Raw genomic sequence first — 20,878 nt, 5'->3', positions numbered from 1 at the left:
TTCATTTTTCTAAAGTTTAATGAGTTGTTACCGTTGCTACAGCACAGGTAGCACAAAGGGGAACATTATAAAAATCAGCGTAAGCAACGCCGGATGCTGAGAACGTATAAAATCCATAAGAGTACGGCCCTGTTCCACTGATGGGTGTCATGGTTACATTATATGTACCATTGGGCACCTGTCCTGCCACTGTAAGAGAAGGTGTATTGCCACGCAGGGTAAATTTGTACACTACGTTGGCAGACGTATTGGTCATCGTCATCGTCAGATAAACATCGTCTGGTGTTATATTGGTGTACTTCACATTGATCAGGGTAGTATCTGCACAGGTACCATTGGTATTAGCATAGGTCTGGCCATTAGTGTTCACATCATTCATGGCTTTCTGGTCGGCGTCAGCCTGGCTGATGGTGGAACTGTAAGTACCTGCCGCCACGGTGTACATAACCGTTGAGCCGATGGCTCCGTTAGGACAGTTGTTCTTCTGAAAACTGCCGGATTGAACAGCGCTATAGAAAGTACAGACACCATTGGTGTTGGCATAGGTTTGGCCATTCGTGTTCACATCACTGATAGCTTTTTGGTCGGCGTCAGCTTGGCTGACGGTAGAAGTGTAAGTGCCCGCTACTATTGTATAAGTAACTGTTGAGCCGGTGCCACCAGCAGCGCAATTGTTCCGCGTAAAGCTTCCGGATTGTACTGCATTGTAATAAGTAGTCACAACAGCTGATGTACAGGTGCCGTTGGTATTGGCATAGGTCTGACCATTGGTATTTACATCATTGATTGCCTTCTGATTAGCATCGGCCTGGCTCACAGTAGAACTGTAAGTTCCTGCTGCCACTGTATAGGTAACGGTCGAGCCCGCAGTGCCAGCAGCACAATTATTCCTGGTAAAGCTTCCGGATTGTACTGTATTGTAATAAGTAGTCGCTACAACTGCTGTACAGGTACCATTGGTATTAGCATAAATCTGGCCATTGGTATTCACGTCGTTGATGGCTTTCTGGTTGGCATCGGCCTGGCTCACAGTGGAACTGTAAGTGCTCGCTGATACTGTATAGGTAACTGTTGAGCCCGTAATGCCTGCAGCACAATTGTTCCGAGTAAAGTTTCCCGACTGTTTGGCATTCACAAATACTACTGGACAGCCAGCATAATCTCCTTTATAATTATAACAAAATTCCTTTACAATATTGCGGTCCCCGTCACGTACGATATGCAGCCTGCCAAAACCATCATATTCATAATAAATTATTTTACTGGCCATGTCACAAATACTTGTCATTCCCACCAATGGATCATAGGTATAGGTGGTCATCTGTGCTGACTTAGGGTAGAGGCGTAATTCATCAATAGATCCGCTTCCGGTAACGGTAACGTTACTTCCACCAGCCACCTCATGTTCATAGTAAGTCCAATTACCAGACTTGCGTCCTGATAAGGTGCTCGTAGTGCCGGTTATGGTGCAAGGGCCTGCATTGCTCCAATAAGAGACTGTATATTTTATGCTGCCATCGAGTCCGTCGGCAGAGAGTGTACTGCCGAAAAAAGTATAATATTTGTTCCCTGTTGGTGCACTGATCGCAGTTTGGATGTTGCCGGTAATCACTCCCTGCCAGTTTCCGTTGCCACTCGATTCAAAAGAAGTGTATGCGGTATTAGAGACTGATGCATTTTTCACTTCGGCTATCGGATAAGATAATTTATAGTCCCAGATATAAGAAGTATTTAAATCATTTGCTTTGGATTGCTGCAAAAGATTGCCGGTTGAATCATATTGCTGAAATTTCACTCTGCTTTCTATATTGTTATTCTGCACCTGTTCCTTAATGATCTGAGGTTTTAAAATGCCATTACCCCAATCATTATAACCGGTATGCAACCGAGTGGTCAGATTCCCGTTTACATACTGTTCGCTTTCCAGAACCGGAGAGATATTATTTTGTACTATTAACTTATTGATAGCATCCGTTTCTGTGGCATTAAGATTGGTAATCGTGGCGTTATCACCCGGGTATTTCTTAATGGTCTGCATAAGCTGGCCTTTACTGTTTTGGCTTTCTGTTCGCGTAAGCTGGCTGTGTATCGGGTTATCATAAAAGTAGTTTGTCACTGTTATTATCGAATTAATTCCATCCTGATCACGCTCTTCCACCTGTGAAGAAGATAAATATCTCCATTGCTGAGTAAGTGGATAACTCATTACGTCAAAGAAATCCATCCTTTTATAATAACCATAAGCATCCGTACAATAGGGGGTACTTGGTGTGCTGCCATTATTTCTTATAACATATTGTGTAAAGACCTGGCCAACACGGCTGTCATCTGTATAGGTGTTGGTAGTTTTTTTCAGATATACTTTTACTCCGCCTACCATTTTAAAAATATTCCGAGTTACTTCAAGTCCATTTTTCCAGTTATATGACGGCACCACAGCGTTTGGTATAACATTACCGTGGAGAATATTAAAACCTGGATAATTTTCATACGTGTATGTATGCTCAATACCCCCTGTTATGAAATTATCTCCTATACTTTCAGTAACGGAAGTATAATATACAAGGCTGTTTCCTCTTCCATATAAGTTAACAGACGAATTGGATGAAAACTGGATATAACTACAGGATACATTCGAGGCGCTACAATCATAATTACAAGTGGGAGCCCCTGCTGGTGTTTGGCCCGCAAGGTACTGCCCCTGCTTACTGGTGATACGATTAAAATAGGTTGGTGAAAAAGGAATGATCATCCCCACATACTGATAATTAGTGGTCGTAGTCTGTAGGCTAGACGGGTCATAAATAATTTGCTGCTTAACTCGTAATCCACCTCCGGAACTAGCAAGTGAAGTCGGTGTCTGCTGCGGACTATTACCTTCCCATACCAGTTGTACATATCCACCTGTAGGAAAATTTACTTTGGTAAGAACACCCTTTGCAGCATAGGTATAATTCGGATTTCTGTCAGCCACTTTGCTCGGAGGAAGCATATTTCCATATTGTTCCGGCAACGGAATGAAAGAATAATAATTGCCCGATCCATTATAATACCCATAATAATCCTGGGCGAAAGATAAACGGGGTGGCAGATTGTTAATATCATTGTATTCAAAACCGTGTGTTTTGATCACTGCTCCATTTTTATCCAGTTCCTGCATTGATGTGAGAAACGGTCTGGGAGAAACAGGAGCTGCACTGGGATTGTTTTGATAATAAATATTGGGCGGACCTGGCAGAGGACTGGCCATTGTATAGTCCAGGTTGACCGCTTTTAACAGCCCGGTTCCATCATTATTCTGATAAACCTGCATAGAATTCATCAGGTAGTCGTTACCGGTATTGACGCCTGGTTTGCTGATATAAGAAAAATGAATTTTGCCGTAAAGCGAAGAAGTGATTTCATTTAAGTAAACACCGTTATAAATATTCTGGGAAATACAGAATTTATCTGTTCCAAAGTCATTAGCACCTCCTGGAGCCCCATAAATACAAGGAGTGGGGCCACATCCGCAGCTATTATCATTACCGGTTACTGGATCAATACTCACGCCACAAACATTTGCAGGATCCCAATAAGTGATAGTATGTGTAATATGCGATGTGAAAGAATAAGTGGTGGTATTGTAGGTTAGGGTAATAAAGTCGGAAGGATCATTAGGATTTTCAATGCGTGTAAGGAACCATGAACTGCTGGCGCCTCTGCTGTCGTTTCTGCTGCAACTCCCCGAGCCCGTCAGTGTACTTTCACTTGCGCCAAAATAATATTTTATTCCGTCGGGTGTCGTAATCCGGAAGTTCCACACATTGGAGGTTAAATTGACTTCAACCTTAAGATTGGAATAGGGAATCAATACTGGGTTGTTATTCAGGTCAATAATAAATTTACCTGAATACCCGTTGAAGCTAAAGCTGTATTCATCAAACTGAGTGTCTTGCTGACCTGCGCTGATATTTTCCACCCAACTCACCAGGTTCGGGTCGGGCGATTGAGCATTAAAATCCGTCGAAGGCGGAGCTCCTGCCCTGGCATATTTATCATCCGGCTTATCATAGATGGTGCGGGTAACCACACCCCCAGCATTCAACACCCAACTCATGCCCACACGGCTTGGGATTTCGTCGACCTTGATGCCATTGGAACTGTAATTGAGTGTTATGGGTAGTTCCAGGTTCTTTGTTTTCAGCCTGTACAATTCAATACCGATATTGGGTGTGCCAGTAAATAAACCCACGGGTACCGTTCCTGATTTTCCCAAAGCTGCCGCCTCAGGAGATGGTGGAGTTACTCTTTCTATAGCAACCGCCGAAGCTGTTTGCCCGCGAGCCTGCACAACTATAATTGTCAATTGCAAACAAACAAATAATAATTTCAAGGCCCTAGTGTTCATATAACGAGATAATTTTAGTTTTAGATAAAAATCTGCCTTAACCTTTAACTTGTACTGTATGCACCTTTTCTCATTAGCGCCACACATATCCTATGTGGAATTTCAATGGTTGCGTCCTTGGTACCTGGCTGTAACTCAGAAAATCCCACAGCAATTGAAGGTTGCCTTTTTTCTTGCCTATCCTGTACTTCTTTGTCAGTCCCACAAGAGCACTTCTTTGCCAGCCGTCCAGGTTCTTCAATTGCTCGATCTTTGGAAACGATTGCTGGTAATTCAGTTCATAGCCCCCACTGATCCAGATACTGCCTTTGCATTTCACATCCAAGTAGCTTCTCAGCGAAACTCCTTCACCGGTGATCCTAATACTATTGATATTGTTACCCCATCCCATTTTATATCCTGCCCCAACTCCTACGGTGGCTCTATCACTGAGTTTATATCCTGCTATCAATGTAAGGTCACTGGTAACGGGTAGCAGGCTGTTCATCTTCTGGGATTGTACGTTCATACCATATTCTATTCGCTTCCAGAAAGTTTTTGTCTTCACCTTGTTGGGCTTGAAATCTGGCATTTCCAGGTCGCTGCTGCTCTGTCCGCCAGCCTTATTTATCTTGTCCTTTAACCCGTTCAGTTCGGACTGTGCCTGCTGCACCTGTTGTTGTAAATACTGTTGCGGACTGCTCCCGGTCCCCGCGAGCTGCTGATTGAGTTGCTGCTGCACCTCTGCACGGGTTTGCAATCCCTGTAAAGCCTCCTCGCTGCCGTAGCCTGCAGGCATAGCAAAGAGTTGCGCAAGTTGACTGTTCTTTGACATAAAATCTTTGAATGCCGGTAACTCCCGCACCATGCCCATCGCCCGCTGCTCCAGTTTTTGAGGATCGCTGATCATTGCCTTGTATTCGTTCACTTGTTCCTGGTAATAATATGCTTGCTTACGAAACCGTTGTAATGCCTTGCCCAGTCCATATTTGTCGAGCGTTGTTTGGAGCACCTGCTGCCTTTCTTTGATGAACTGCCTGATATTTGCTGCCGATTGTAAGCGAGCCTGCAGTTGAGTGAGTTGCTCCATTGACCGTCCTAACCCATGCAATGGAATGCCTGCCTTATCTAAAAAGTGAAATGCAGTTTGCAGGCTATCGAGCCTCGGCAGATAATTTCCCAAAGAAGGTTTGAGGTTTGCTACCGGCTGCTGCATCTGTTGCAACAGCCGCGCATACTGTTCATGAGCATTGAGAAATAATTGTTTTGCAGCCACGCTGTCTTTGCGTTGCAGTTGTTTTTGCAAACGCATTTCTTTCTTTTGCAGTTGTTCTAAGGTACCGGCAGTATAGGAATTTAGTTTCTTCGTGATCGCTTCATACCGTTTGGTGATCAAACGAATATCTTTCTGCCCCAGTTGTTCCGGTATTGCCTGTAGTTTAGTCGCTGCGCTGTCGGATGGTGAATTCGCCCACCCCGATGTACAGTAACTACAAGCTGTAAATGATAAAAAGAGTAATAATGACCGCATAGGCAACAATTAGGTGAACGCCTTATTTTTTTCCATACTTTTCAATCTGTTGCCTCATGATCTCATTTTCTTTGCTAAGCGCTTCCATCTTTTTATTGATATCGATGAGGTATAAAGTCAGTTCTTCGATCTTTTTGAGCAATACAGTCTGTGTTTCTCCTACATCTACCCCTTCTTGCTTCACGTTATCTGCTGTAGGCACTTCGGGTAAATGTTTATAAGTATAGATAAATTGCTCCACCTCCTGTAACGGTCTGAGACGATAAGCAGGATCAAATACATAGTCGGCCCAGGGACTTGTAGCAACTACTTTCAATTTCCTCGCGCCAATGGTGCCCTCCACTGCCAACTGGTAATCACCAGGCGCAGCAGTTCCAATGCCAATATTCCCGTTGGGTTGAAGTGTGAATGCATTGGCATTGGCAGCAGTAGACAATGCGAGATAAGGACTGCTGCCAGCGATCTTCCACTGGTATACACCACTATTAGCGCTACCCAGGCTGAGCCCATTACTGAACTGAGCTGTAGTGCCTGTGAGCGGGCCTGTGAGTGTGAGATCTGAAAAAGACGGATGCGGATTGAACAGCAGACTGGCATCTTTTCTTTTCACTGTTCCGTCAACGCCAATGGTGAGGAGGCTGTCCGTGGTCTGTCCGGCCGGCAATGCCTGAAGCGTTAATCCGTTTTTCAGCACTACCGGGCCATTCACATTCAACCCTGAACCCAAGCTCATTACTGTATTAATGTTGATAGGACCATTCACATTAACAGAGTCATTGAAGTTTGTAGTGCCTTTTACATTCAAGCCAGCTGTCAGGCTTGTAAGTGCATTGGAAGTCAGAGGCCCTTGGGCAATAACAGCGCCATTGAGGTTCGTTGCACCATTCACATTCAGTCCCGAACCTAAACTCATCAGCGTATTGATATTGATTGGGCCATTGATATTGAGAGAATCATTCAAATTTGTCGTGCCTTTTACATTCAGGCCAGCACCCAAGCTTGTGAGTGCATTGGCAGTCAAAGGTCCTTTCACAATAACAGCATTATTGAGATTGGTAATACCATTTACATTAACAGAGTCACTGAAATTCGCAGTGCCTTTTACATTCAGTCCCGCACCCAAGCTCGTAAACGCATTAGCAGTCACAGGCCCCTTGATAATAACAGCGTTATTGAGATTCGTAATACCATTGAAGTTCGCGGCTCCATTCACATTCAATCCATTACCCAGGCTCGTAAGCGCACCAACAGTCAGGAGCCCATTGATATTGGCAGAGTCCCTGATTGACATTGCTCCATTCACCAACAGTCTGGTGCCATTATCCTGCACCAGGCTGTTGACCAGCGTTTGATTGGCCGAAAATTTGGCCAGGTAATTGGCATTGCCCTGCAATTGAGCAGTAGTAAGCACCCGGTACCCCTTCAATGAAAGAGAATCGTAAAAGATACCCGCTTTAGCCAGCAAAGTGTCTTTATAAAAACGATGGTGACCGTGTTCGTCCGTTTCATTTGAACGCGATTCCGATCCGTTCTCTGGCTGGCGACCCGCATTAGCCTTTGTTTTTGTTTGCGATGTCTGCGCCAGCAGCGTTCCACTAAAAATCAATACAGTAAGCAGGCTGAGTAAAATTTGTTTCATCGGCTGAAGATTGTTTCATGTTATGGGCAGGACACAGCGATGACATGCAAATGATATGCACACACCCTGACCCCGAAATACCAGTGGTTAATTAATGATAATGAACTTGTTATTTGTTTGTTATCGTTACTGTGCTGATGGGGGGATATTTTGCACAGAAAAGGCAACAGTGATAGACAATGTAAGTAACACCGGATATTGTTATTTTTATATCGATGTTTCCAGATTTCAGATGTAGTAGATCAACTACACAAGAACGTATTTAAACGGGTAAAGAAAACACGTATTGCCCATAATGAAAAAACCCGCTCTGTAGAACGGGTTTTCACAATCAATAAGTTGAGCTGAATTATTTTTTCTTCTCGTAACGCTTCTTGAACTTGTCGATACGACCTGCAGTATCTACCAGCACATTCTTACCAGTATAGAAAGGATGTGACATGTTGGAAATCTCCAGTTTTACCAGGGGATATTCTTTGCCATCTTCCCATTGGATGGTTTCTTTGGTAGCAGCAGTAGAACGGCTCAGGAATGCATAACCGTTACTCATGTCCTTGAAGACAACAAAACGATAACTTTCAGGATGGATACCTTGTTTCATGGTTTCTATTTTAAGGTGGTACGGATTTGGCCGTACGATTATTTAAGAGCTGGCAAAGGTAAGTACAATTAGGCAATTAGCCAATTTGAAAATTTGCCAATGATTGGGTGCATCAGCTTTTCATGTTGATAAACTGCAGCGGAATACCGAAATTGCCGGCCTTGCATTTGGCTATAACATCCTGAAGATCATCGATTTTCTTGGCGGCAACCCGGATAATATCGTCCATAATGGCCGCCTGTACCTTCAGGCCGCTGTCTTTGATCATTTTGACGATCTTTTTGGCATCATCCTGCTTCAGGCCATTCCGCACAGGTACTTCCTTCTTCACCACTTTCCCGCTGGGATAAGCATCCTTTTCAAAATCGAAAGCGCTGGCATCGATACCCTGTTTCATAGCGCGACTGATGAGTACATCGATGAGCTGTTTCATCTTCATATCACTTTCCACTTCCAGGGATACTACAAAATCTTTTTTGTTCAGTTCCACCACCACCGGCGAATCGCGGAAATCGAAACGGCCGCTTATTTCTTTCTTGACTGTATTGATGGCATTATCGAGTGTTTGCAGGTCTACTTTGCTGGCAATATCAAATGACGGCATAAACAAAATTTTAACAAATATAGCCATAAAAAAGGCCCCGATGGAAATCGGGGCCGCCGTCTATATAATGCACATGAGAAAAAACAAATTTGATGTTGCGAATGTGAATGGAATCGACCAGATAAAATTGCTAAAAGATGATGAACGGACATACGCCTATTCAAATGGATCATTTCTCTTTATTAAGAGCCATTACCTCCTTGTTGTACCCTGCTTTGTTCATCGGTTGCACTACCTCTTCTGCGTTGTTGTACAGGTTTTCCTTTACCAAACCTGTACGAGAAACTGCAATTGAACACACGGCTGTCACGCACCTGGTGAATGGTTACGTCTACATTCTGGTACCTGCTGTAACCATTAAACTGCTGTGTATAAAGTACATCATTCACATTCATCCTGATCGTTCCTTTACCTTTCAATACTTGCTTACTCAAGCCGATATTCATACCGCCCATCGGCTGTATCATCAACACACCTTCCAAACTGTTGCCGCGATAAAAACCGCTGAGTTCTGCACCCCATCCTTTTTTGAAAGTGAACTGGTTGTTCATGTTCGCCATGAAATTATTTCCACCGATTGATATCGGGCCGCCATTCACGATGCCATCGAACTGGTTGTGAAAGAACAGCATGTACAGATTGGTGCGCCACCACTTCGCCAATGGCACACTCAAATTCACCGATACACCCAGGTTCCAGCGCCTGGCAATGTTAGTTTTCTTTACATAACTTGTAGTGGTACTGTCGATCTGTTCCAACACATCCTGGATGATATCGGTGGTATAGCTATAGTTCAGCGAAGTGGTGAAGACGCCTCCATAAATATGGTTCAATTCAATATTGTGACTGAACTGCGGATTCAGATAAGGATTACCCACCTGGTATGTGTATTTATCAAGAAAATAAAAGAACGGGTTCAGGTCCTGGTAATTGGGCCGGTTGATGCGGCGTCCATAATTGAGTGAAAATTGATTCTTTTCATTCAATGTGTATCCGATATATACAGTAGGAAATAGCTGTGTATAATCGCGGTTGAAATTTTGCCCGGTTGTTAACTGGTCGCCTTTCATAACTGTATTCTCTGCCCGCAATCCTAACTGCCCGCTCCATTTTTTATTGAACTGTTTTCCAAAATTCACATACGCTGCGTTGATGTTTTCCTTGTAAAGAAAATGGTTACTTCTGCCCGAATCGGTTGTGTATTGTCCGTTCTGTATATTGCCGTACTGCGCATTGTTGTCTGTAGTTACATAACTGCTTTTCAAACCTGCTTCAAACTTGATCCCGCCATGCAATGTTTTCGAAAAATCGGCTTTTGCACTGTAAATATCAATGGCAGAAGGCACCAATCCCTTGATCGTTTCATCTGGTCCTTTTTTATTACCTGTATTATCATAAAACAAGCTGTTCAACAGTTGTGTATTAGTTGAAGCATAATGAATATAATCCACATCGCCTGTCAGCTCAGTGCCCGCTGTATCGAATACATGGCGAAGGTTGAAATTCAACCCGATGTTTTTAAAATCATTATGGGCATCATTGACAGATTGCGTACGCGTATTCAAGGTTCCCGCATTGTCTTTTATCAGCGTTTGGTTGGCAGTGAATTCCGTACCATTATTACCAAAGCTGGTTGCTACCAACCCAAGGGTCGTATTTTTAGAAGCGAAATAATCGAACCCGGCTTTGGCATTGTAGCTGCGAAATTCGCGGTCGGTCTTTGCCAGTTGATCAAAGATGGACAACAGACTACCGGAAGATTTATCCCTGAAATTACGGGTAAGGTTCAGGTCACCATAACTGCGCCAATAATAATGACCCACGTTAGCAAAAAAGTTCATCTTCCCTGTACGATAGTTTAGGTTGATGCTGTTATTCGTTTTAGGATATACACCCTGACCATACCCTGTTGTAAGGCTTCCGTTGAAACCCTGCGCTTTGTTCTTTTTTGTTTTGATGTTGATGACGCCTGAATTACCCGATGCGTCGAATTTAGCAGGTGGATTGGTCATGATCTCTATCTGGTCGAGGTGACTGCTCGACATATTCCGGAGCATATTGGCCAGGTCCTGCCCGCTTAAATAAGTAGGTCTTCCGTCTACCAGGATCATCACACCCTGCTTGCCCTTGAGGCTGATATTGCCATCTTTATCAACGCTGACACCCGGCGATTTTTCCAGCACATCCATTACACTTGTACCTGCATTGGATGGAGAAGCATCTACGTTGATCACTGTCTTATCCAGTCGCTGCTCGATAAAAGGTCTTTTAGAAACGACCGACACATTTGCCAATTCATTGGCAACCGGTTTAAGCGCAGTGATGTTGAGGTGATGCGTTGGATGGTTGGCCGATAATTCAAAAGCATCGCTGTAATATTTAGCATAACCTGCTGCCTGTACCGCTACCAGGTATTTACCCGCCGGGATCTTTTCTATGGAGAAGTCACCGTTCTTATCGGTCACGGCCCTTTTCACTACAGCAGAATCTTTCGTGCGAATCAAGCCAATAGATGCCGCTTCCACGTTTTTTTGGGCTGACGACAGTTTCCCACTCACTAAACCTGCCGGGTTTGGCCCCTGTGCTGCCAGGCTCGTGGAAACCAGTGCCATCGCCAGCAACATAGATAGAAATTTGTTCATACAATTAGTTTTATAATGATTGATTTAGTTCCAGTTGTTACTAATTACAGAACAAAACTATGTACTATGTAAAACCAAGTACATAGTTTTAACATGGGCGGTTCCTGGGATGGATGAACGGAAAACCGGGGAGTTTAGGGATTATTTAGCCGTAACGGCGGTCCATTTTTTGGATTTTGCCATCACAACGATACCGGCAATGACCAATAAACTGGCGATCAGCTCTGCCTGGGTAGGCTTAAAAGGAAGGGATTCGTAGCGGGTATTTACGCGGATCAGTTCAATGCAAAACCGTTCTGCGCCATTCATCAGCAGGTAAAGGCCGAAGAGCTGACCAGGCACTTTGATTTTTTTGCGTACCGACCACAGTATAAGGAACAGGATAAAACAAACGATCAACTCGTACAAAGGTGTGGGGAATACCGGCGGCACCAGTTGGCTGCAATAAGGGCCGCTGCATCCGGGGATGGCGATGCCTTCGCCCACCACATTATGAGGATAGTTGTAGGCCCATAACCAATTGGGTATCCAACCAAAGGGTTTGGGATGGGTATTCACAATACCCCAGTCGCCGTCGCCACTCATGTGGCAACCAATTCTTCCGGCTGCGTAAGCGAACATCATCACTGGCGCCATCGTATCGCAGAGATGTGCAATACCGATCTTATGTTTTCTTGCATACACAATAAAGGCGATGCCGGCGCAGATCAGTCCGCCGTAAAAAGTAAGTCCGCTGAAAGATATCAATGCGCCAACAGGATCTTTTACAAAGTCGTTCCAGTTTTCCAGGTTATGGAAGATCTTGGCGCCTACAAAACCAAATGCCGCAGCATAGATCACCAGGTCTCCTACCCTGTCGTGCGGCCATATTCTTACCACCCTGTTTTCCGGCTTCGCGAGCTGGTGGCGTTTTTTCTCCCACCACTTCAATCCTGCGAAAACCAGTCCCAGTAATATTCCCAGCGGCCAGCTACCTTGCGTGGAAAGAATGAATGATTGCGGATCGTTCAAGGCATTACTGGTTACAAAAGCGCCGATGATCTTAAAGCCAAACACAAATCCCAGTATAAAATTCAGCAGTAATTCCTGCAGGCTTGCAGGTGCACCAATGGTGATGTTTTCTTCTGTATACACAAACTGGCCCAGGTTTTCTTTCCTGCGGAATTCCAGGGTAAGTATCCAGGCTGAAGCGATGAAAGACAGGGCCACAAAAAAACCGAAGGTGTTTACCAGCTTCAGTCCAGGTATGTCGATTCCGAAAATATCTTTGAATGCGTAGTAGAGATTAGGGTACATGGCAGCAAGATAATGGTTAAATATTTAGCAGTGAAATTGCTGTAAAAAAGTAAGGCTCCGCAGAAGCGGAGCCCATACTTACTAACCCATCTCTAAACAAAACTAAGGTAAAATCAGTTACAATACTCATCAAAAACGGCGATCAGGTGCTGGGCGATCATTTGCGCCGGGCGACCCTCAATCTGGTGCCGCTCCACCATGCTCACCAATTGCCCGTCTTTGAACAGGGCAATAGCGGGTGAAGAAGGCGGATAAGGCAATAAATGCTGGCGAACCTGGTTCACCGCCTCTACATCAAAACCTGCAAAGCTGGTCGTCAGCCTGTCCGGAAGCTTTCCTGCATTCTGAACAGCCATCAACACGCCGGGCCTGCAAGCGCCTGCCGCACAACCACAAACTGAATTGATCACCACCAGGGTGGTGCCACTCTGCTTCAGGGTATCGTCCACTTCCCGGGCCGATACCAGCTCATCGAAACCATGATCGGTCAGTTCGGCCTTCATGGGTAATACTATTTCTGCTGGATACATATCTTTTGCTGATTAGAATGCAAAGATACGATAAAGTTGAAACACCAAAAAAGTGTCAAATAGTGTCATAATGGCGTTATTGAATTTATAAAAACGTCATTTTGGCGTCAAGAATAGACAATTTTTCTTTTAATGGCATATTTCTTTCGCCAAAAATCGGATGGTATACGATTTGAAAAAGATGTTGAAACGATTGAAAAACTAAAAATTAAATACCATGACACTCGTAAAACATCACCCCGCCGCCCACTTCACCAATTTATTCGATGAATTCTTTGGTAACCATCCCGTTAACTGGGGAAGGGATGTGCAAACAGCTTTCAGCACTCCCAAAGTGAACATCCATGAAACCGCCGATGCTTATCATGTAGAATTGAATGCACCCGGCCGCAACAAAGAAGATTTTAAGATCGATGTGGAAAATGGTTTGCTCACCATCAGTTACGAAAAGAAAACCGAAACTGAGAACAAGGAGTACAAAACCATCCGCAAAGAGTTCAGCTACCAGAGCTTCAAACGCAGCTTCAACCTCGATGAAAACATCAATGCAGATGCCATCCAGGCCAAATATGAGAACGGCGTGTTGAAACTGTTGCTTCCTAAAAAAGAGGAAGTGAAAACAGCTCCTAAACAAATTACTATTTCATAATCCCATTACAAAAATCATTGGCACAGAGCCAACAGATTTTGTTTCATAAGCAGTTGGTTTTGGCTAACACCCCGCGTATCCACACGGGGTTTATTTTTTACTGCTGATGCTATTATCGATGATGTATCGAGCGGATGACAACGTCGGGAAGGAAGGGCGACGCGTCGCCTCCATTGCGCAGGATATCGCGCACAATGGTAGAAGCCACCGATGTGTATTTAGGTTCTCCTGTAAGAAAAATCGTTTCTATGTTTTTGTCTAGCGTACGGTTGGCGTCGGCAATAGTCTTTTCGTATTCAAAATCACTCACGTAACGTATCCCCCTGAGTATGAACCTCGCACCAATCGATTTGCAAAAATTAATAGTAAGTCCTTCATAGATCACACTTTCCACACGGGGCTCTCCGTTGTAAATTTCTTTGAACCATTCCTGGCGTTGTTCGGGACTGAACATGGGCGTTTTAGCCGAATTGATGCCAATACCAATATAAATTTTATCGAAGAGTGGCAACGCGCGGTTGATGATATCGATATGTCCCAATGTAACAGGATCGAAGGTTCCGGGAAACAGGCAGATTCTTTTCATAAGCATGGTTTAATTTTCCCTGCCGGCCAGCAGATAGAGTACCGCCATACGCACTGCCACCCCATTCTCCACCTGGTTCAGTACAATCGAATGTGGTCCGTCGGCCACTTCGCTGTCCAGCTCCACGCCCCTGTTGATGGGGCCCGGGTGCATGATCACGATCTCTTTTTTGAGGCCGTCGAGTAATTTTCTTTTGATACCATAGGCCAGGTTGTATTCCCTGAGCGATGAGAACAGGGGTTGGTTCTGTCTTTCGAGTTGTATGCGCAGCACATTTGCCACATCGCACCATTCCAGGGCACGCTGCACATTGTATTCCACCTTCACATCGAGGGCTTCGGTAATGTATTTGGGTATCAGTGTAGGCGGACCTGCCACCATGATCTCTGCGCCCATTTTCTTCAGCAGGTACATATTGCTCAAAGCCACGCGGCTGTGCATGATATCGCCGATGATGGCCACTTTCAGTCCCTCCAGTTTACCCAGCCTTTCCTGCATTGAAAATGCATCGAGCAGTGCTTGCGTGGGATGTTCATTGATACCGTCTCCTGCATTCACAATTGCAGCGGGAATATGTTGCGCCAGAAAATGTGGCGCACCCGAAGCGCTGTGCCGCATCACCACCATATCTACTTTCATGCTCAGGATATTGTTCACTGTGTCGAGCAAGGTTTCTCCTTTTGCCGCAGAAGAACTGCCGGCCGTGAAATTGAGCACATCGGCCGAGAGGCGTCTTTCCGCCAACTCAAAAGACATGCGCGTGCGGGTGGAATTTTCGTAAAAGAGATTCACGATCGTCACATCCCTGAGCGAGGGAACTTTCTTTACGGGTCTTTGTAAAACTTCTTTGAATTGCTGGGCGGTGGAGAGAATCAACTGAATATCTTCCTTATTCAGGTCTTTGATACCAAGTAGGTGTTTGGTAGATAGTTTCATTAAAGGGCAAAGATAAAGCGTTTTGAGGAAATCCTATAACAACACTACTTCTTCCCGTTCGTCTCTTTCTTTCCAGCACACTTTCACTTTTTCAGATACGATGGTGTCGATGGTCTTGCCGGTGTAATCGGGCTGTATGGGCAGTTCCCGGTTGAAACGGCGATCTATCAGCACACAGAGCGATACTTTGGACGGGCGGCCGAAATCAAGCAGGGCATCCAGCGCTGCGCGGATGGTGCGGCCGGTGTACAGCACATCATCGATCAGCACCACGTGTTTGTTTTCAATGCTGAAAGGAATATCGGTGGCATTGGCAATGTGCAGGCTCTTCCGCACATCATCGCGATAAAAAGTGATGTCCAGTTTCCCGTAATGGATAGCGGCCTCCCCAACGATCTTTTTCAGTTCGGCCACGATGCGATTGCTCAGGAATACACCGCGGGGCTGCAGTCCGATGATGACGGTATTCGACAGTTGTAAATTATTTTCCAGTATCTGGTGGGCCAGCCTTTTAACGGTCAGTGCCAGTTGTTGTTCGGATAAGATCGTCTTCAAACCTGAATTTTAGAATAAAAATAAATGCTTTCCCCGAGAACATGCGAATAATTCGGCCTGTAGTGCTTTAATTTGCCCCGATGTTGAGGCTCCGATCCATAACCCTGTTACAGTTTCGTAATTATTCGCAAGCACAGTTCGATTTCAACGAACGTGTGGTGGGTATTTCCGGTCTCAACGGATCGGGCAAGACCAACCTGCTCGATGCCATCTATTACCTCAGTTTTTCCAGGAGTTATTTTTCCCGTCCCGATTCGCTGAACGTACACCATGGCAGCATCGGTATGCGCATTGATGGCGCCTATCAACTGAACGAAAAAGACCATCGGCTCGCCTGCATTCTCCGCGAGACCAACCGCAAAGAGATCATCCTCGATAACGAAGCGTATAAAAAAGTATCCGATCATATCGGCCGTTTTCCCTGTGTGATGATCGCCCCCGATGATCTCGTGCTGATCACCGGCGGAAGTGAAGAAAGAAGGAAATTCACCGACACGCTGCTCTCGCAATTGAGTCAGCCTTACATGCAGCAGCTGATCGATTACAACAAGATCATCCAGCAAAGGAATAGCCTGCTCAAACAGCTATCCGAAACAGGCAGTAGCGATACAGCATTGATGCAGGTACTGGATGAACAACTGATTTCGAGAGCGCAATTCATTTTTGAGGAAAGAAGAACTTTCCTGGAAATATTTTTCCCGGCCATTCAATCGGTCTATACACGTATTGCCGGCAAAGCCGATGGACTGCAGATACGCTATGAAAGCCAGTTACTGCATGGAGATATGAAAAGCCTACTCAAAACAGCTTATCACAAAGACCTCGCTTTACAAAGAACCACAGTAGGCATTCATCGCGACGAACTGGTGTTCCTGATGGATCATGCTGCTTTCAAGACCGAAGCATCGCAGGGGCAGCGGAAAAGCCTGCTCTTTGCGCTCAAACTGGCCGAATGGCAGGTACTGAAAGAAAAAAAAGGATTCACGCCCATCCTTTTGCTCGATGATGTATTCGAAAAACTCGATGCACAGCGCATGCAGCAATTGTTGCATTGGGTTTGTGCCGAAAACGACGGGCAGGTGTTCATTTCAGATACACACGAGGAAAGGCTGAAAGAGCATTTGAATGAAACAGGGGTGCCTTACCAAATCATTCAACTATCTTTACACCATGGGTGAATTTCACATCGGTGATGCACTGAAAGGATTTTTGAAGAAGAGTCCACTGCGTAACGGTATCCGTGCTGTGCAGATAGAAGAGATATGGGAGAACCTGATGGGTAAAACCATTGCCAAGTATACCGACAAAATACAGATCATCAACCAGAAACTATTCATCCATACCGCTGTTGGTCCGTTGAAAAATGAGTTGATCTACCAGAAAGAGCAGATCATACAAAGAGTGAATGAAGCGTTTGGCGAGAAAGTGATTACTGAAGTCATCGTACAGTGAGCATTTTTTCGATCGTCATCCCGAGCGCAGCCGAGGGATCTCACTAAGTTTTCAACAGCTCCTTCGACTCGCTTCGCTCGCTCAGGATGACGAGACACGCGGATCTACGATGCCATACAGCAAATCGGCTATCAAGTTTACCAGTATAAAAAAACTAGCCGTCACCAACACACTTCCCATCACCACTGGAAAATCGAGTTTCTCCAGCGCATCCACTGTTACCTTTCCGATCCCCTTCCATCCAAAAATATATTCCACAAAAAAAGCCCCGGCCAGCAGTTCTGCAAACCAGCCGGTAACAGCAGTGATCACGGGATTGAGTGCATTGCGTAAAGCATGACGGAAAATCACGCGTTTCCTGCTCAATCCCTTTGCATAAGCCGTTCTGATAAAATCCTGGTCCAGCACATCGAGCATGGCGCTGCGCGTTAACTGGGTAATGATGGCCAGCGGACGAATGCCTAAAGTGAGTGCAGGCAGTACCAGGTTTTTCAGTTGCAATGATTTACCAGTAAACGGATCTATATCAAACAGGCTGCCCGTCATGTGCAAACCCGTATAACGACTGAGCACAAAACCAAACACATAAGCCAGTACAATACCCATAAAGAAAGAAGGCGCCGAAATACCCAGCACACTCGCAAATACAGAGCCGGTATCCATCCAGGTATTTTGCTTCACGGCAGCCAGTATGCCCAACAGGATTCCCACAATCGTTGCCATGAGCATGGCTGCAACAGCCAGGATCAGTGTACCCGGCAGGGCATCCATCAATACTTCGCCCACATTCTTTTTGGTCTGGTATGAGCGCCGCAGGTAAGGTACTTTCAAGCCCAGCTTGGTTTCTCCCCCGATAAAAAAACCTTTCAGGTCCTTGGCCTTGATCTCCGCTTCTGTGTGTATGCCTACTGGCGACACATCATTCAAATAAAGGAGGAATTGCTGCCACCTGGGCTTGTCCAGCGCCAGTTCTTTGCGTATGTTTTCAATAGTGGCTTTATCGCCGGTTTGTCCGAGTACCAGCCTTGCCGGATCGCCAAAGCCCTGGAACAAAAAGAAGACCACCACGATCACGCCGGCGAGTACCAGCAGACCATATAACATTTTACGGGCAATGAGCGACAGCATGATCCAAATGTAACAACAAAGCTTACAAATAGCTCAGCCATTTCTTTTCCTTGTGGCTGCTTTTATACCGGTCGTACCATTTACACAAGGGATACATGATAACCAATACGCCTATCCAAATGAGGTATACGATGCCCAGGCTGAAGCCATATCCTTTTAAACCCGGACTCAGCGTTACCCATGTAGAGATCACCATGTCTGTCCATTTGTACCCGCATATTTGAGCGCCAACGACGGCCAGCAGGTGTATGAAGTAAATATGGATGATGTAAAAGAACAAGGGCACCCTTCCGAATACCAATACCTTTCTAGTGAATCCGTTCAACGGCCGTTCTGCGTAGGCCAGGAACAGGAAGGCAGGTCCCAATGTCATGAGCAGGTACAGGAAGGAAGGCGGGTACTTGGTGGTATTTAAAAATGAGAGCAGGGTAAACACAGAATCGTGTTGCGGCGCCCATGTATGGGGGTCGCCGTAAATGTTCAGCGTACGTACGATGATGAACAGCATGATAACACCAACCCCCAGTCTGATCAGCGCTTTCTTTCTTCTCGCAGGGTCTACATCACTGGCATACAACCTTCCGAAACAATAGCCCGTGGCCATGGTTCCTATCCAGGGTATGATGGGGTAACCGACAAAAATATGTATATGTGAAAAATTGAACAGGCGCTGCTCGTGCAGGAAGGCCCAAAAGAATGCGCCGCCTCCTTCTCCCTGCACGTGCACATTATCGAGCAAGTTGTGCGCCACCATACACAACAAGCCAATGACCAGTATCAACGGCATGGGTAAATAGATGAGTGCCGAGAGGCAGATCATACTGATACCGATGGACCAGATCACTTGCCAGATCAGCACCACATAAGGATTAAAGGTCCATCCCGGTGTTACCACCAGCATTTCCAGTACTACCAGCCAAAGGCCTCTTGTAAAAAGGAAAAAAGAAAGTTCTTTGGTTGTCTTGCGGCTCTTGCTCAGGTAAGCAGCTGTGCCAGCGAGAAAAGTAAAAATCGGTGCGCAGAAATGCGTGATCCATCGTGTAAAAAATACTACGGGTGTGGTATGTGTAAGGTCTGTGGGATCGTAGAGATAAGCTCCCTGGTGAAAATAATCCCGTACATGGTCCAGTGCCATGATCAGCATAATAAAACCTCTCAATAGATCGATCGATTCAACGCGGTTGTTTTTTACCTGGGCAGTTAATGATGACGTCATACTTCGGGTTTTAGTTGGGACGGTAGCCCGTAAATTTAACCAAAAGCCGGAGTTATGCTACCAAATTTTACCCGCATCTGCATAAGCCAGTTTTTTAACAACGGTAGCTCCCTTCATTAAAAAGAAGGTAGGTCTTACCCTTGCCGCTGTTTTCAGCACAATGGCATCGCATTTTAAAATGTGATAGTGTGGGAAGAGTATCATTGCTTTTTCGGGTTCCGCCGTAACCAGGAACAGCGGTATTTTTTGCTGCAAAGCTTTGCTGGCTACTGTTTCGAGCGCTGCCTTCCATTGATCTACCCCATTCATATCTTTGGTCATTGCCAGCAGGTAATTGTCAGCAGAAGCAAATAAGGCAGAAGTGGTATCCATGCCGGTGATGGTTTGTATAGCAAACTCGGGGATCGCCGGTTGAAGGCCATTCCCTTTCCTGGCTATTTTATCCTGCCGGCCAACGTACTGGTAGGTAGAGTCGAAATCGGGTGGAAAATGGTCCTGGTCGAATGTGAGTGCTTTTCCATTCTTCCGGTAAGTGAATACGATAGACATGCTATCGGGCACAGCGCCTGCTGGCTGTTTCATCTGTTCCGCAATATTATTTCCTGCTTTATAAGGCAGGCAATCAATTAATGGCAAATGCTTCAACACATACCATTGCAAAGCCGAAGTGAGCAACACCGCTACGAACACCGCGAACCCGGCTCCTTTGTTTCGGCCGTCGGCAGCAGTAGAAAAAAAGAGTATGAGAATCAATAACAGCAAGACCAGGTCTTTCCCGAAAGATTGTGCAGGTGTAAGCGGAAGACAATCACCAAAACATCCGCAGGTTTTGATCTTACCCGAGAGCAGTGCATAGCCCGTGAGGAAGCTGAAGAAAATAATGAGCAAAAGCAATAACCAGTTCACCAGTTTTTGCTGCCATCCTACGATCACCGCCACACCAGCTCCTATTTCGAATGTATTCATGATGAGGGAAAGGCTTAGTGTATAATCGTGAAAACCATTCCATCCCCACACTTCAAAAAATTCCTGCATTTTGTAACTGAGTCCGAGCGGATCGTTGGCTTTTACCAGGCCCGAGAAAATGAACAGCAGTCCCACCAGCCAGCGGATAATGGTCAATACTTGTTTCATCTGTTGGTTT

The 20,878-nt window shown here is 45.3% G+C and carries 17 protein-coding genes; 3 read left to right on the top strand and 14 right to left on the bottom strand.

The genetic code is table 11. From position 1 onward, the window contains the following. Positions 1–16: 16 nt before the first annotated feature. From SEDOR53_RS0112530 to SEDOR53_RS0112495, 8 genes are all read right to left on the bottom strand, one after another. The gene (locus tag SEDOR53_RS0112530; RefSeq protein WP_037361224.1) at positions 17–4,390 is read right to left on the bottom strand and encodes a DUF5977 domain-containing protein; all 4,374 of its coding nucleotides are present in this window, start codon (positions 4,388–4,390) and stop codon (positions 17–19) included. A gap of 73 nt (positions 4,391–4,463) precedes the next feature. After that, on the bottom strand, positions 4,464–5,900 hold the full coding sequence (locus SEDOR53_RS0112525) for a hypothetical protein (RefSeq protein ID WP_157576809.1): 1,437 nt from the start codon (positions 5,898–5,900) through the stop codon (positions 4,464–4,466). A 22-nt stretch (positions 5,901–5,922) separates the two neighbouring features. Then, a complete protein-coding gene (locus SEDOR53_RS18610; protein ID WP_051416627.1) occupies positions 5,923–7,539 on the bottom strand; it encodes a hypothetical protein in 1,617 nt (538 codons plus the stop codon). A 349-nt stretch (positions 7,540–7,888) separates the two neighbouring features. Further along, complete coding sequence (locus SEDOR53_RS0112515; protein ID WP_026770034.1) at positions 7,889–8,140, bottom strand: type B 50S ribosomal protein L31; 252 nt, start codon at positions 8,138–8,140, stop codon at positions 7,889–7,891. A 112-nt stretch (positions 8,141–8,252) separates the two neighbouring features. After that, positions 8,253–8,744 carry a YajQ family cyclic di-GMP-binding protein gene (locus tag SEDOR53_RS0112510; protein WP_026770033.1) on the bottom strand — a complete coding sequence of 164 codons (492 nt, stop codon included), beginning with the start codon at positions 8,742–8,744 and terminating at the stop codon, positions 8,253–8,255. A gap of 182 nt (positions 8,745–8,926) precedes the next feature. Beyond that, the gene (locus SEDOR53_RS0112505) at positions 8,927–11,386 is read right to left on the bottom strand and encodes a TonB-dependent receptor domain-containing protein (RefSeq protein ID WP_026770032.1); all 2,460 of its coding nucleotides are present in this window, start codon (positions 11,384–11,386) and stop codon (positions 8,927–8,929) included. Between the two features lie 141 nt (positions 11,387–11,527). Next, positions 11,528–12,682 (bottom strand): prolipoprotein diacylglyceryl transferase, encoded by a 1,155-nt coding sequence (locus SEDOR53_RS0112500; protein WP_026770031.1) that lies wholly within the window; start codon positions 12,680–12,682, stop codon positions 11,528–11,530. A gap of 113 nt (positions 12,683–12,795) precedes the next feature. After that, entirely contained in the window at positions 12,796–13,212 is a 417-nt protein-coding gene (locus tag SEDOR53_RS0112495) for a BrxA/BrxB family bacilliredoxin (protein ID WP_026770030.1), read from the bottom strand. A gap of 217 nt (positions 13,213–13,429) precedes the next feature. Between SEDOR53_RS0112495 and SEDOR53_RS0112490 the strand changes: the two genes are divergently transcribed. Then, positions 13,430–13,861, top strand: a complete 432-nt coding sequence (locus SEDOR53_RS0112490; RefSeq protein ID WP_026770029.1) for an Hsp20/alpha crystallin family protein — start codon at positions 13,430–13,432, stop codon at positions 13,859–13,861. A 112-nt stretch (positions 13,862–13,973) separates the two neighbouring features. Here SEDOR53_RS0112490 and coaD read toward each other — a convergent pair whose 3' ends face one another. Genes coaD through pyrR form a run of 3 tightly spaced genes read right to left on the bottom strand, consistent with a single transcriptional unit; the run spans position 13,974 to position 15,938 of the window. After that, on the bottom strand, positions 13,974–14,447 hold the full coding sequence (gene coaD, locus SEDOR53_RS0112485) for a pantetheine-phosphate adenylyltransferase (protein ID WP_026770028.1): 474 nt from the start codon (positions 14,445–14,447) through the stop codon (positions 13,974–13,976). Positions 14,448–14,456: 9 nt separating this feature from the next. Continuing rightward, positions 14,457–15,383, bottom strand: a complete 927-nt coding sequence (locus tag SEDOR53_RS0112480) for an aspartate carbamoyltransferase catalytic subunit (RefSeq protein WP_026770027.1) — start codon at positions 15,381–15,383, stop codon at positions 14,457–14,459. 33 nt (positions 15,384–15,416) lie between these two features. Continuing rightward, the gene (gene pyrR, locus SEDOR53_RS0112475) at positions 15,417–15,938 is read right to left on the bottom strand and encodes a bifunctional pyr operon transcriptional regulator/uracil phosphoribosyltransferase PyrR (RefSeq protein ID WP_026770026.1); all 522 of its coding nucleotides are present in this window, start codon (positions 15,936–15,938) and stop codon (positions 15,417–15,419) included. Positions 15,939–16,018: 80 nt separating this feature from the next. On the opposite strand from pyrR, the gene SEDOR53_RS0112470 reads away from it, so the two are divergent. Further along, a complete protein-coding gene (locus tag SEDOR53_RS0112470; protein ID WP_037361220.1) occupies positions 16,019–17,116 on the top strand; it encodes a DNA replication/repair protein RecF in 1,098 nt (365 codons plus the stop codon). Continuing rightward, positions 17,109–17,390 carry a DUF721 domain-containing protein gene (locus SEDOR53_RS0112465; protein ID WP_026770024.1) on the top strand — a complete coding sequence of 94 codons (282 nt, stop codon included), beginning with the start codon at positions 17,109–17,111 and terminating at the stop codon, positions 17,388–17,390. Before SEDOR53_RS0112470 ends, SEDOR53_RS0112465 begins: the two co-directional genes overlap by 8 nt. An 81-nt stretch (positions 17,391–17,471) precedes the next feature. On the opposite strand, the gene SEDOR53_RS0112460 is transcribed toward SEDOR53_RS0112465, so the two are convergent. The 3 genes from SEDOR53_RS0112460 to SEDOR53_RS0112450 are packed head-to-tail and all read right to left on the bottom strand — an operon-like array spanning position 17,472 to position 20,868. Further along, a complete protein-coding gene (locus SEDOR53_RS0112460) occupies positions 17,472–18,518 on the bottom strand; it encodes an ABC transporter permease (protein WP_026770023.1) in 1,047 nt (348 codons plus the stop codon). Positions 18,519–18,540: 22 nt separating this feature from the next. Beyond that, positions 18,541–19,734 (bottom strand): DUF1624 domain-containing protein, encoded by a 1,194-nt coding sequence (locus tag SEDOR53_RS0112455; protein WP_026770022.1) that lies wholly within the window; start codon positions 19,732–19,734, stop codon positions 18,541–18,543. A 57-nt stretch (positions 19,735–19,791) separates the two neighbouring features. Then, positions 19,792–20,868, bottom strand: a complete 1,077-nt coding sequence (locus SEDOR53_RS0112450; protein WP_026770021.1) for a BT_3928 family protein — start codon at positions 20,866–20,868, stop codon at positions 19,792–19,794. Positions 20,869–20,878: the final 10 nt, after the last annotated feature.

It is taken from the genome of Asinibacterium sp. OR53, assembly GCF_000515315.1.
In the GTDB taxonomy this organism is placed as follows: domain Bacteria; phylum Bacteroidota; class Bacteroidia; order Chitinophagales; family Chitinophagaceae; genus Sediminibacterium.
The sequence above is the reverse complement of the archived record's forward strand: the minus strand, read 5'-3'. Positions and strand labels throughout refer to the sequence as shown.